Here is a 13,064-nt window from a genome sequence, read left to right as displayed (position 1 = left end):
TAGACGGGAGCTGGGCGGTTTAGTGGTGGACTTCCCGCTATGCTAATTCCTCACCTGCGGAATAACTTGATTTTTCGGAACGGGGTTTATGGAATTCATCTATGCGTTTCTGGCCGGAATGGCGCTGCCATTGGCCATTGGATTGCCCATTGCCGCCCTACTGGGCTTCGGGCCAAATTTGCGCACGGTGGGCGTGGCTGCTGCTTGCGGTCTTTCGATCATTCTTATCGTTTGCAGGGCGATACAGATGGTTGTTCCCATAGCCCCGGCGGCACTTTGGTTGCTTCTCGCTTACGCCGTGGCACTCGTGGCGCTGTGGTCGCCTCGTCGTGTTCGTGAGACCGTTTCCATCCTTGTTCGTGAGCATGGCGCTCAGCTGGTGATACTTGGTGTCGTGATCGTGGGGATCGCCGCACTGTTGAATGCGCCCATCCTGTTTGATGGTGCAATTCAGTTCGAAGGAACGCGAAATGCCGATTCGCTGATCTTCACCAGCATTGCCAGACATATGCTCGGCCACCCCTTCAACGGGGCGCCGGACTTCAGCCCTGAGCACCCGATCTATCAGATTACTCAGGGTTACTTTGTTGTGCGCTCGGCATCGGAGGGGTTTCTTGCGTGGTTGAGCGCGCTACGGGGCATCGACCCCATGTATTTCTATAACGCCGTGCAGACGGCGGGAGTGCTCTTGGCTGGCTTGGCTGTATTGATGTTTATGCCGGTGCAGCGTATTGCGAGCACGAAAGGAAGATTCGTCATCGTAGCGCTTATTGTGTTGGCGTGCCCAACGCTGCTTTACGTCGCGATGAACTCCAATTTTCCAAATAGCCTCACGCTGGCAGCTGCAACGGGTTATGTCGGTTTGAGTGCCGTGCCACGATCCCGTTCTACATTTATCGCAGCCATACTTTTTATTGGGTGCCTTCTGTCGGGTTATCCGGAGATACTGGTTTTCGTGGGAGCTATGCGTTTCTTCGCTGTAGCGTGCGGTATGTTGAGCGTGCGACAGATGAAGGGCGGGTTGCGGGAGATCGGCATGCTGCTCGCAGAAGTGGTCGCGGCTTGTGCGCTGGTGCCGTGGAGTGCGCTGGGGACTTTTACCGTATACAAGGCCACACTTGAAGTTAGTCAGGGTGCCGCTTCGGGGCAGATTGGTTATATGTATGCTGGTCTGCCGTTGGCTGGGGCTGCTGCTCTGACTCTATTGGTGGCGTGGCGCGCATTGGCTCGAATCGATGCGTCGAACCTACGCCCACTATTTGTAGGCATTCTGATTGCGTTCGGTTTAGCGCTAGCGGCTATGGTCGTTCGCAATTATGACTACGGTGGATTCAAACTCAGCGAATACTTTGTGACCTCGTTTCAAGGCATTCTCGTTGTCTGCGTGGCTGCGTTGTTGGCAAAAGGCAACGAGCAGCCCTTACGGCTAGCGATCCGAGCGGTAATCGTGACATGCATCATTGTGGTCGTTGCTGGCATGGTGGTGCGTGACGGCAGGATGATCCGGCGCTCCTGGAGCTTCGCTGAGGAGCGGCGTGTGTCGCCGGATCTCGTGTCCATGGGGAGATGGCTGGCGAAATCACTCCCCGGTGAAGCCGTCTTGTTGGGGCAGACGCCCGCATCGTTCTATTACGGGCACTGGGTGCCGTACGTGACGGATGCTCATGTGGTTTTCGATTTCACGGATCCTGATGCGGCGGGCTACCTGTCACCGTACCTAAGAGATCAGGCTGCTGCCCATGCATCCGGTACCAATTACGTATTGACCATTGATGAAAAGCAGGTGCCTCGGTTACAGGGTGCCGCTGATGTTGTGACCTTTGGCTCAGTTCACTTGGTCAGGCGTACAGGCCTTTAAGCTTTGAGTACGGTGGAGCGATGGGTGCTGCTCTGGATTCTGGTTGGTCAGTGGTTACCTGAATAACAGAGTCAGCTTTCGCTGGCCGGGTTTTCCACAGCAAAACAAAAAGGCCGGCTTTCGCCGGCCTTTTCGCCAATTCGAATCGCGTAGGACGGCTGGCTTATGCCAGCTCGTGGATCTTCGCGTTGAGGCGGCTCTTGTGGCGAGCGGCCTTGTTCTTGTGGATCAGGCCACGCGCGGCGTAGCGATCCATCAGCGGCTGGGCAGTGGCAAAAGCTTCGACGGCGGCAGCCTTGTCCTTGGCCTCAATGGCCTTGACGACCTTCCTGAGGGCGGTGCGCACCATGGAACGGGCGCTGACATTGCGCAGGCGGCGCTGCTCGGACTGGCGCGCGCGCTTCTTCGCGGACTTGATGTTGGCCAAGGTAGAACTCCGAAATCGCTGAGTAGGGTGGAAAAAGGGGGTAATTATGCGGCCAATGCACCGCTGCGTCAACAGCTTAGCTCCGCTCCCGGGCTTGGCCGGGGAGCGATGAGGCTGAATCGGGACCGGTGGCGTCCACCGGAAAGTCGCCATTATGCCACGTCAGCGCTGTCTCTGGTCCGAAACGGCTGTCAAACTATGCGCTTTGTGGGTGCCGGATCGGCTCCACGGCTTTATTCCAGACCATAAAAACCAAGGTGCCAACGCGCGCATGAAGTCCCCCAGCATGTTCCGAGGGCTGCTCTCTTTCAGCAGCATGACCATGATTTCGCGCATCCTCGGTCTGGTCCGGGATATGTCGATCAACGCAGCCTTCGGTGCCAATGCGGCGACCGATGCGTTCTGGGTGGCCTTCCGCATTCCCAATTTCATGCGTCGGCTGTTCGCAGAAGGTTCGTTCTCCACTGCGTTCGTGCCGGTGTTCACCGAGGTCAAGGAGAAGCGCGACCACGCGGATCTGAAGGATCTGATGTCGCGCGTATCCGGCACGCTGGGCGGCGTGTTGCTGCTTGTCACCGCACTGGGTGTGATCTTCGCGCCCGAGGTCACCGCGCTGTTCTCTCCGGGAGCGATCGAGACTCCGGAGAAGTTCGCGCTGACGGTGAACCTGCTGCGACTAACCTTTCCGTTCCTTCTGTTTGTTTCCCTGACGGCGTTGTCTGGCGGCGCGCTCAACAGCTTTCATCGCTTCGGTCTGCCGGCGTTGACGCCGGTGATCCTCAACCTGTGCATGATCGCCGGTGCATTGTGGCTGGCGCCGCGCCTGCATACGCCGATCATGGCGATGGGCTGGGCGATCCTGGCCGCAGGCATCTTGCAGTTACTGTTTCAGTTGCCGGCATTACGTCAGCTCGATCTGCTGACTTTGCCGCGCTGGGGCTGGAGTCAGCCCGATGTGCGCCGGATCATGAGGTTGATGGTGCCGACGCTGTTCGGTTCATCGGTAGCGCAGATCAACCTGTTGCTGGATACGGTCATCGCCTCGCTGCTGTTCACCGGGTCGCAGAGCTGGCTTTCGCAGGCGGATCGCTTTCTGGAGTTGCCGCTCGGTGTGTTTGGCGTGGCACTGGGCACGGTGATCTTGCCATCGCTGTCGCGACATCACGTGGCGACGGACGGCGCGGGTTTCTCCAAGGCGCTGGACTGGGGCCTGCGCACGACCCTGTTGATCGCCGTGCCGGCCATGTTCGGCCTGATGCTGCTGGCCGAGCCGCTGGTAGCGACACTGTTCCAGCACGGCCGCTTTACGCCGTTCGATACGCATATGGCCACATTGTCGATTTCGGCGCTGAGTTTCGGGTTGCCGGCTTTTGCACTAGTGAAGGTGGTGCTGCCGGCGTTCTATGCGCGGCAGGACACGCGCACGCCGGTGCGTGCAGGCGTGGCCTCGCTGGTGTCCAACATGGCCTTGAATGTGGTGTTCCTGGTGCTTCTGTTCGAGCTGTGGGCGCCGACTGAACTAAAGCAGGGTTCCTGGCTGGAAGGGCTGGCCAAGGTACCGGGGTTGCATATGGCGCTGGGCATGGCGAGCGCGCTGGCCAGTTACATCAATCTCGCCTTGCTCTGGCATTGGCTGCGCAAGGCGGGGGTCTATCAGCGCCAGCCGGGCTGGGCGCGTCATCTGTTGCGCTTGGTGCTTTCCTGCGCAGTGATGATTGCCGTGCTGTTGCTCGGCTTGTGGCTGTGGCCGGATTGGACTGAGGTGTCCAAGTGGACGCGCGGCTGGCATCTGGCCGTGCTGGTTATGGCCGGAGGCGGAGCTTACGTCGCGACCCTGTTCGCCACCGGCTTCCGCCTGCGCGATCTGCGTGGTGTGTGACGAGCCGTCGCGGCGGTGGATGCAGCGCAGCCGTTATACTCACGCGATGATGAGACTTTCCAGGGATATCGCCGGTCCGTGCCTGGCGCCCGGCGGTAGCGTGGTAGCCGTTGGTGCATTTGACGGCCTGCATCTTGGCCACCAGGCACTGCTTGCCGAGGTGCGCGAGCGTGCGCAGACGCTGGGTTGTACGCCGATGGTGGTGAGCTTCGAGCCATTGCCGCGCGCCTTTTTTTCCAAGGAGCCGGTGCCGCGCCTGTCCAGCGTGCGGGAAAAGCTCCGCGGCTTCGACGCGTCGGGCATGGAGCAGGCCCTATTGCTGCGCTTTAATGCGACGCTCACCGCCATGCCCGCCGAGGATTTCGTGCGCCGCGTGCTGGTGGAGCGGCTGGCTGCGCGGGAGGTGTGGGTCGGCAGCGATTTCCGCTTCGGTCACAAGCGAGGCGGCGACGTCGCATTGTTGGAGACAATGGGCGCCAACCATGGCTTCAACGCGCGCACCATGCCGTCGGTTTTGCTGGACGGCACGAGGGTGTCCGCCAGCCGTGTACGCATGCTGCTCGCGGCCGGTGAGTTTGCCGGAGCGACGCCGTTGCTTGGCCGTCCTTTCGTGATCGAGGGCAAGGTTGAGTACGGCAATCAGCTCGGCCGCACGCTGGGCTTTCCCACGGCCAACATCCATCTGCGCGAGCGGGTAAGTCCGGTACACGGGATCTTCGCGGTGCGGGTCGGGCTGGGCGAAAGCGAATGCAGCTGGCCCGGCGTCGCCAGCCTTGGCATCCGCCCGACCGTGAACGAGGTGGCCGAGCCGCTGCTGGAAGTCCATCTGTTCGACTTCGAGGGCGATCTCTACGGTCAGCGCATGGCGGTGGAATTCGTCGCCAAACTGCGTGACGAAATGAAGTTCGACGGGCTGGATGCCCTCACCGAGCAGATGCACCGCGATGCCCGCATGGCGCGCGAAGTGCTCGGCATGAATCCACGCCTGGCCGAGGCGTAACACGCCGGAATCCGGTAACGTTCCAACTTTCGCCCGGCGCTCGGCCCGCGCCGGCAAGACCAAGACGGCGACGGCCCTGCGGCCGAGCCCTGCAACCCCGACGGCACCCAGGCAATGACTCAGGATTACAAGAGCACCATCAATCTGCCGCAGACGGATTTTCCGATGCGCGGCGACCTGCCCAAGCGCGAACCAGGTTGGTTGGCAGAGTGGGAGAAGGTCGGCCGCTACGCGCAGATCCAGGAGCACACCGCCGGCCGCGACAAAGTGTTCGTGCTGCATGACGGCCCGCCGTATGCAAACGGCGCCATTCACTTGGGCCATGCGGTGAACAAGGTGCTTAAGGATGTGGTGGTTAAGTCGCGCCTGATGGCCGGCTACCGCTCGCCTTACGTGCCTGGGTGGGATTGCCACGGCCTGCCGATCGAGATCGCGGTGGAGAAGAAGCACGGCAAGGCGGGCGACAAGCTCGACGCTGTGGCTTTCCGTCAAAAGTGCCGCGAGTATGCGCAACAGCAAATCGATCTGCAGCGTGGCGATTTCAAGCGCCTGGGCGTGCTGGGCGACTGGGAGCGTCCGTACCGCACCATGGATTACAAGTTTGAGGCCGACATGATCCGCGCGCTGGCGCGCATCGTCGCCAACGGGCATGTGGTGCGTGGCGCCAAGCCGGTGTACTGGTGTTTCGATTGCGGTTCGGCGCTAGCCGAGGCGGAGATCGAGTATGGCGACAAGACCTCGCCGGCCATCGATGTTGCCTACGACGCGGTGGACGCGAAGGCGCTGGCCGCGAAGTTTGGTGTGGATGCCGGAGATGCCATCGTTGCCGTGCCGATCTGGACCACTACGCCGTGGACGCTGCCGGAAAGCCAGGCGGTGGCATTGGGTGCGGAGCTGGAGTACGCGTTGGTCGAGGGACCGGCGCGTAACGGTCGCCGCGTGTTGTTGGTCATCGCTGCTGCCCTAGCGGAAAAAGCGTTGCATCGCTACGGCGTAGAGCAGCCGGTCGTGCTGGGCCACGCCGTCGGCCAGGCACTAGAAGGGACGTTGCTGCAGCATCCGTTCTATGCGCGGCAGGTTCCGGTGCTGCTCGGTGAGCATGTGTCGGCGGAGGATGGTACCGGCGCAGTTCACACCTCGCCCGATCATGGCGTGGAAGACTTTGTGGTCGGCCGTCGCTACGGTCTCGGCACGCTCAATTTCATCGAGTCGCGCGGCACCTATCGCGCTGACACGCCGGCGGTCGACGGCGTGCAACTGGCCGGCATGCATGTATGGAAGGCCAACGACGCCATCGTCGAACTGCTGCGCGGACGCGGCGTGTTGCTGGCCCATCACAAGATCGAGCACAGCTATCCCAATTGTTGGCGCCACAAGACGCCGGTGATCTTCCGCGCCACGCCGCAGTGGTTCATCAGCATGGAGCAGGCCAAGCTGCGCGAGACCGCGCTGGCTTCGATCAAGGATGTCCGCTGGGTGCCGGGCTGGGGAGAAGAGCGCATCGCCGGCATGGTCGGGGACCGCCCGGACTGGTGCATCTCGCGTCAGCGCACCTGGGGCGTGCCTATCGCTTTGTTCGTGCATAAGGCAACGCAGGAGCCGCATCCGGATTCTGTTGCACTGCTGGAAAAGGTAGCCAAGCACGTGGAGCAGGGCAGTATCGATGCGTGGTATGCGCTCGATCCCGCCGAGCTGCTCGGTGACCAGGCCGCAGACTACGAGAAAGTCACCGATGTGCTGGACGTGTGGTTTGACTCTGGCGTCACGCACTTCGGTGTGATCGGTCAGCGTCCGGAGCTGCAGCAGGGCGATGCCAAGTCGTACAAGGTGATGTACCTGGAAGGCTCGGACCAGCATCGCGGCTGGTTCCAGTCCTCGCTGCTTACTTCTGCCGCCATCCATGGTCGCGCGCCCTATAACGACGTGCTCACCCACGGGTTCACTGTGGACGCGCAGGGACGCAAGATGTCCAAGTCGCTGGGCAACGGTATAGAGCCGCAGGACATCATGAAGACCCTGGGCGCGGATATCTTGCGCCTGTGGATCTGCTCCACCGATTACCGCAACGAGATGTCGCTATCGGACGAGATCCTCAAGCGCGTTTCCGATATGTACCGCCGCATCCGTAATACCGCGCGCTTCTTGTTGGGCAACCTCGACGGCTTCGATCCCGCGAAGCATCTGCTGCCGGTGGAGCAGTGTCTGTTGTTAGACCAGTGGGCGGTGCAGCAGGCGTACGATGTGCAGCAGTCGGTGGCGGCAGCATATGAGCGCTACGATTTCCCGGAGATCGTGCAGCGTGTGCAGAACTACTGCACCACCGAGCTGGGTGCGCTGTATCTCGACATCACCAAGGATCGCCTCTACACCATGCCGACCGACAGCCACGGTCGACGCAGCGCGCAGAGTGCGATGTACCGCATCGCCGAGGCGTTGGTGCGCTGGCTGGCACCGGTGCTGAGCTTCACTGCCGAGGAAATCTGGAAGTCCTTGCCGGGCGAGCGCGGCGAGAGTGTGCTGTTCGAGACCTGGTACCAGGGCCTCACTGCTACTCAGAGTTCGCCGGAGCAGCGCCGCTACTGGTCGGACCTGCTGGCGATCCGCGATACCGCGTCACGCGTGCTCGAGGGCATGCGCAAGGGCGGGCAGATCGGCGCCTCGCTGGAGGCCAAGCTAGCCATCCATGCGGATCCGGCCGTGGTGTCGCGCTACGCTCCTACGGCGGAGGAGTTGCGCTTCTTCTTCATTGCTTCTGATGTGCGCCTGGACGTTGCTGGTGGTCAGCCGGAAACGGCGGTGCTTTCCGAACTTGAAGGTGCCGATGTATGGGTCTCGGCCACGGTAAGTGATGCGGCGAAGTGCGTGCGCTGCTGGCATCGTCGCGACGATGTGGGTCACCACGCCAACCATCCTGAGTTGTGTGGCCGCTGTATCAGCAACGTGGAAGGGCCGGGCGAAGATCGTCGCTGGTTCTGAGTGCCGAAGGACATCATGAGTAACTCTCCCAATGCACTCCGCTGGCTGTGGCTTTCCGCCGTGGTCATCGTGCTGGACCAGGTCAGCAAGTTCTGGGCGCTGGATGCGCTGCAGCCCGCGGGCGTGCCGCATCCAGTGATTCCGGGTTTCCTGAACTGGACGCTGGCATTCAACACCGGCGCCGCATTCAGTTTCCTCGCCAATAGCGCCGGCTGGCAGCGCTGGTTTTTCGTGCTGCTGGCGGTGGTGATCAGCGGCGTGCTGGTGGTGTGGCTCAAGCGCACCGCCCGCAGCGACTGGCGTACGGCGCTGCCGCTGGGCCTGATCGTGGGCGGCGCGCTGGGTAATTTGATCGACCGTTTGCATGCCGCGCAGGTAACGGATTTCATCCAGGTTTACTACCGCGACTGGTACTATCCGGTGTTCAACGTGGCCGACTGCGGGATTACCGTCGGTGCGGCGCTGTTGATCGCGTTTGGCCTGTTTGCCGGCAAGCCGGCTGGCACCGTGCGATAATTATGTGGTTCAGCGCCGCCCTGTCACAGGGCAGCGGCGCAGCCCTGACCGGGCACCAGACAGCCGAGGCCTCCTTTGGATATTCTGCTCGCCAACCCCCGCGGATTTTGTGCCGGCGTGGATCGCGCCATTGCCATCGTCGAGCGTGCGCTCGAATCCTATGGCGCGCCGATCTATGTGCGGCACGAAGTAGTGCATAACCGCTACGTGGTGGACAAGCTGCGTGCCGATGGCGCGGTGTTCGTCGAAGAGTTGGACGAGGTGCCGGACGGCGCCACCGTCATCTTCAGCGCACACGGTGTTTCCAAGGCGGTGCGCGAAGAAGCTGATCGCCGCCACCTCAATGTGTTCGACGCCACCTGTCCACTGGTGACCAAGGTGCACATGGAGGTCGCGCGGCTGGGTCGCACCGGTCGTAGCGTGGTGCTGATCGGCCATGCCGGACATCCAGAAGTGGAAGGCACCATGGGGCAGTGGAATCCGGTCAATGAGGGCGAGATCCTGCTAGTCGAATCGGTGGAATGCGTGCAGACGCTGCAACCGAAATTTCCGCATTCGCTTTCTTATGTCACCCAGACCACGCTGTCGGTGGATGACACCAGGGCGATCATCGCCGCGTTGCGCGAGAAATTCCCTGATGTGGAAGGGCCTCGTAAGGACGACATTTGCTACGCCACCCAGAACCGCCAGGATGCCGTGCGACGGTTAGCCGATGCAGTGGATCTGGTGCTGGTGGTCGGTTCTGTCAACAGCTCCAATTCCAATCGCCTGCGCGAGCTGGCGGAGAAGCAGGGCGTGCGTTCCTTCCTGATCGACGGCGCCGAGCATATCGAGCGCAGCTGGCTGGACGGCGTCCGGCACATCGGTTTGACCGCCGGCGCCTCCGCCCCTGAAAAACTGGTGCGTGACGTCATTGCGCGACTGCAATCCTGGGGAGCTGGCGAGGTCCGCGAGCTGGACGGCGAAGCCGAGACGATTACCTTCGCCTTGCCGAAGGAGCTGCGGATCGCCGGTAGCAGCACCCCCGCCAGTCTCTGAGGCGGGTTCAAGGCTTCAATAAGCAAAAAGCCCGCATCGCTGCGGGCTTTTTGCTTTGACTGGTGCCGGAAACAGGAGTCGAACCTGCGACCTACGCATTACGAATGCGCCGCTCTACCAACTGAGCTATTCCGGCAGAGAGCCGCGAATTCTACGTGCCGACCGTTTGCGGCGCAAGCTGTGGCGAAGCGAAGGTCGGTGTCTGGGCAGTTATTCCAAGTAACGGAAGACCCTGTCCAGCCAAGGCAAAGCGCCATGAGGTTTGAGACGTATCTGGCCGGCTTTAAGACGCATCCCATATCTTCCGCGTGTAACCAAACCCGACAATGCGCCCCTCTGGCGTCAGGGCATATGTCAGGCCTCCACCCAGGAAACCGCGCCGTTGGCGTGACGGGGCATCAGGGATCGCATACGTCCCCTGTGCCCCATTCAGGCCTCCCGCATGGGGGCTGATGGAAGAGGGAGGTGCCGGCATGCGTTTTGTGGCTTCCGGGTGGGGACGCGAGTTATGGTCCAGATGGTGGGTGGGACTGCGCGGATGGATGGGAGGCGGCCGCGGATCGGACTTCGCCACCGAACCGCCTTCGCCGAACGAGATTTGCCAAGTGATTGTGGATGCACTGCCGTATCCCGTTTTTTGCAAAGACACGCAGGGCAGTTATCTGGCGGTCAATGATGCTTACGAATCCCGGTTTGGCGTTCAGCGAGCGCAATTGCTAGGACGCAGCCTGCTGCAGACCCGGCATATCGATGTCGATTGGGAGCAGACGCATCAGGCGCACTTGCGGGTACTGAGAAGTCAGGCGGCTGAGCAGGATGAGCGCTTCCTGCCAGCCATTGACGGTGAGCGCCTTTGTCGTGTGCACCGCATACCCGTGCTGCTACCTAATGGCCAGATGGGATTGCTGGTGGCGATTGCTGACATAAGCGGGCTCGCTGCATCGAAGTCGCAGGACAGCGGCGCCGGGCCAAAACTGTCAGCCAATTGGGACTCAAATCTCCTATCGCTGATGAGCCACGAGATCCGTACACCGATGAGCGGTCTATTGGGCACCCTGGAGTTGCTCGATCATCCTCACCTGAGCGAACGCCAGCGGACACTTTTGCGGATAGCTGGTGAGGCCGCTCACTCCCTGTTGCATATCATTGATGACGTCCTGGACTTCGCCAGGATCGAAGCCGGCAAACTGGCGATTGCCTGGGAGCCATTCGATCTGCGCCGGGTGATCGGCGACGTCATGCAGGCGCGGCTATCTCAAGCGGCCATTAACGGCGTGAAGATTGACGCTAGGGTTGACTCTGGTGTGGCGAAATATTTGAGGGGTGACGGTGAACGCCTGCAGCAGTTGCTCGAAGATCTGCTCCGCCACGCATTCAAGTTCACCTTTGATGGAGATGTTCACATTGAGGTGCGAGTGACCGAGAGTGCAGAAGAGTGGCAAGACATCGAGATCGGCGTCATCGGCACTGGCAACGAGATGAGTGCGGAACACTGGGAAAATCCATCTGATCCGTCGGTGGAAATTGCCAGGTCGATCGACAAGAGCGGTGCGGCCGACGGTCTGGAATTGGTCATTGTTCATCGCCTCTGCAGGTTGATGGATTTGTCGATCAATCATCAGAGCGAGCCGGGTCAAGGTGCTCGTGTCGTGCTGCACGGCCGGTTCGCGATGACCGGGACAAGTGAAGGCGAGGATGCCGCACGTGTTCTTAGGCCTGACTCGGATACTTCAAGCTCTTCTGAAGTGCGCAGAATTCTGGTGGCTGAGGATCACGCTATCGTCCGCGAGGTTCTTCATCGGCAACTGGAAACCCTGGGCCGGTTTTGTGATGTCGTCGCCGATGGCGAGGAAGCCCTGGCTGCCCTCTCGGCGCGGCCGTACGCTTTGCTGATCACCGACTGCCATATGCCGAAGATGGATGGCTTCGAACTGACACGGCGAATACGTGCCAGCGAAACCGATAGTCGTCTCCCCGTTATTGCTTTGACCGCCAATGTCATGGCGGATCAGGAGAAGCGATGCGTGGAGGCAGGCATGGACGACATGCTCGCCAAGCCCCTGCGATTGGCGGCGCTGGCCGATAAACTCGATCACTGGATTGGCCGGTCAATGCCAGCTACTGCAAACATATCCGATGCCATCCCCCCGCAGACTGACGGCTCCGATATCGCTCAGGTGAAAGCCTGCCTGAGCAAAGTGTTTGGCGATGGCTATGTTGCATTGCTCAAGGATTATGTCGAACTCGCCCAGTCCGAGCTGGAGCGGTTGAACGCGGCATTAAGAGTCATGGACATCGATAAATTACGCGAGGTGGCGCACTCCGTACGCGGTATCGCGGCGTTCTTCGGTGCCAGTCAGCTTGCGGAGTCGGCATCATTGGTCGAGTCAGATCAGCCGACGTCGGACATGCTTCTCAATGCCCGCCAACTCGAATCCGACCTGAGCGGATTCGCACTGGCCCTGAAGCAATCTCAGTAGATGCGGCTAATTTTCCGACAAGTACGAGGCGATTTTCGGAATGTTCGTATAGATCGATGCGGGGTCGCAAGGAGAAAATCCGACTGCTGCCGTAACAGTCCGAAGGGCCCCGAGTGGTTGATGCTGCTGGTCGACGTGCTCAACCTTCATTCGCGGATAGTCATCTGCTTCGCAGTCGTCGAACCGCCGAAGCCCCTTCACGTGCGCGACAAGAGGAGATGCATCCCATGAACGCATCAGCCGATCAGAACATTCGAATCATCCTTGCGGATGACCATCCCATCATTCGCAAGGGTGTCATGGCTGTGCTCAATGGCAGCGATATCCAGATAGTTGGAGAGGCCTCTTGCCCGACCGAGCTGCTCTCGCTCGTGGAGCGTGTGGATTGCGACGTGGTGGTGACAGACTACGTCATGCCTAGCGATGGCTCGCCAGATGGCATCCGACTCATTGAGCGGTTGCGCACAAGTCACCCTGGTCTTCCAATCGTCGTGCTCACCATGCTCCGCAATGTGGGCCTGCTACAGGCGCTGCTCGCGGGAGGCGTCAAGGCCATCGTGGACAAAACTACGGCCATGGCCGAAGTCCATACTGCAGTTCGTCTCGCCATGCTCGGGCACGTTTTTGTCAGCGCCACCTTCGAGGGTCGGCTGGCTCGTTTTGGAGCCCATTCCGTTAGCAAGCTGACCGATCGCGAAGGTGAAGTCATCCGCCTTCTCGTCGCCGGCATGAGCGTCACCGAGATTGCGCGCAAACTGGAGCGCAGTGTGAAGACGGTGAGCAAGCAGAAGACGGACGCCATGAAGAAACTCGGTCTCCGTTCCGACATGGAAATCTACGCGTACGCGATGGAAGTCGGCTACTGAGCGCTTAACGTTCCACTTCTTTCG

General features: G+C 60.7%; 9 protein-coding genes and 1 tRNA gene. 8 read left to right on the top strand and 2 right to left on the bottom strand.

Translation table 11 applies throughout. From position 1 onward, the window contains the following. Positions 1–88: 88 nt before the first annotated feature. Entirely contained in the window at positions 89–1,858 is a 1,770-nt protein-coding gene (locus BM338_RS07330) for a hypothetical protein (protein WP_090450243.1), read from the top strand. 163 nt (positions 1,859–2,021) lie between these two features. Here BM338_RS07330 and rpsT read toward each other — a convergent pair whose 3' ends face one another. Then, positions 2,022–2,285: a 30S ribosomal protein S20 gene (gene rpsT, locus BM338_RS07325; protein ID WP_090450242.1), complete on the bottom strand. Its 264-nt coding sequence runs from the start codon at positions 2,283–2,285 to the stop codon at positions 2,022–2,024. A gap of 271 nt (positions 2,286–2,556) precedes the next feature. On the opposite strand from rpsT, the gene murJ reads away from it, so the two are divergent. The 5 genes from murJ to ispH all read left to right on the top strand — a co-directional run bounded on the left by murJ (position 2,557) and on the right by ispH (position 9,694). Further along, positions 2,557–4,164: a murein biosynthesis integral membrane protein MurJ gene (gene murJ, locus BM338_RS07320; RefSeq protein ID WP_090451201.1), complete on the top strand. Its 1,608-nt coding sequence runs from the start codon at positions 2,557–2,559 to the stop codon at positions 4,162–4,164. 46 nt (positions 4,165–4,210) lie between these two features. Beyond that, positions 4,211–5,164, top strand: a complete 954-nt coding sequence (locus BM338_RS07315) for a bifunctional riboflavin kinase/FAD synthetase (protein WP_090451200.1) — start codon at positions 4,211–4,213, stop codon at positions 5,162–5,164. 114 nt (positions 5,165–5,278) lie between these two features. Then, positions 5,279–8,140, top strand: coding sequence for an isoleucine--tRNA ligase (ileS, locus tag BM338_RS07310; protein WP_090450241.1), 2,862 nt, complete (start codon positions 5,279–5,281; stop codon positions 8,138–8,140). A 15-nt stretch (positions 8,141–8,155) separates the two neighbouring features. Then, positions 8,156–8,656 (top strand): signal peptidase II, encoded by a 501-nt coding sequence (lspA, locus tag BM338_RS07305; protein WP_090451199.1) that lies wholly within the window; start codon positions 8,156–8,158, stop codon positions 8,654–8,656. A 75-nt stretch (positions 8,657–8,731) separates the two neighbouring features. Continuing rightward, positions 8,732–9,694, top strand: a complete 963-nt coding sequence (ispH, locus tag BM338_RS07300; protein ID WP_090450240.1) for a 4-hydroxy-3-methylbut-2-enyl diphosphate reductase — start codon at positions 8,732–8,734, stop codon at positions 9,692–9,694. A 60-nt stretch (positions 9,695–9,754) separates the two neighbouring features. Here the strand turns inward: ispH and BM338_RS07295 are convergent. Beyond that, positions 9,755–9,830 (bottom strand) — tRNA-Thr (locus BM338_RS07295). A 337-nt stretch (positions 9,831–10,167) separates the two neighbouring features. Here BM338_RS07295 and BM338_RS07290 point away from each other — a divergent pair. Both BM338_RS07290 and BM338_RS07285 read left to right on the top strand, forming a co-directional pair. After that, on the top strand, positions 10,168–12,174 hold the full coding sequence (locus tag BM338_RS07290; RefSeq protein ID WP_177229267.1) for a response regulator: 2,007 nt from the start codon (positions 10,168–10,170) through the stop codon (positions 12,172–12,174). A gap of 227 nt (positions 12,175–12,401) precedes the next feature. Next, entirely contained in the window at positions 12,402–13,040 is a 639-nt protein-coding gene (locus tag BM338_RS07285) for a response regulator (RefSeq protein WP_177229266.1), read from the top strand. Positions 13,041–13,064 lie beyond the last annotated feature (24 nt).

Origin of the sequence: Dyella sp. OK004, assembly GCF_900114495.1 — a bacterium.
Classification (GTDB): Bacteria; Pseudomonadota; Gammaproteobacteria; order Xanthomonadales; family Rhodanobacteraceae; genus Dyella_D.
Note: the sequence above shows the minus strand (reverse complement) of the source record. Positions and strands in the feature narration are given on the sequence as shown.

Coding starts and splice junctions, on each gene's coding strand:
- murJ (WP_090451201.1), top strand. CDS start 2,557: ATGAAGTCCCCCAGCATGTTCCGAGGGCTGCTCTCTTTCAGCAGCATG.
- BM338_RS07285 (WP_177229266.1), top strand. CDS start 12,402: ATGAACGCATCAGCCGATCAGAACATTCGAATCATCCTTGCGGATGAC.
- ileS (WP_090450241.1), top strand. CDS start 5,279: ATGACTCAGGATTACAAGAGCACCATCAATCTGCCGCAGACGGATTTT.
- BM338_RS07290 (WP_177229267.1), top strand. CDS start 10,168: ATGCGTTTTGTGGCTTCCGGGTGGGGACGCGAGTTATGGTCCAGATGG.
- BM338_RS07315 (WP_090451200.1), top strand. CDS start 4,211: ATGATGAGACTTTCCAGGGATATCGCCGGTCCGTGCCTGGCGCCCGGC.
- lspA (WP_090451199.1), top strand. CDS start 8,156: ATGAGTAACTCTCCCAATGCACTCCGCTGGCTGTGGCTTTCCGCCGTG.
- BM338_RS07330 (WP_090450243.1), top strand. CDS start 89: ATGGAATTCATCTATGCGTTTCTGGCCGGAATGGCGCTGCCATTGGCC.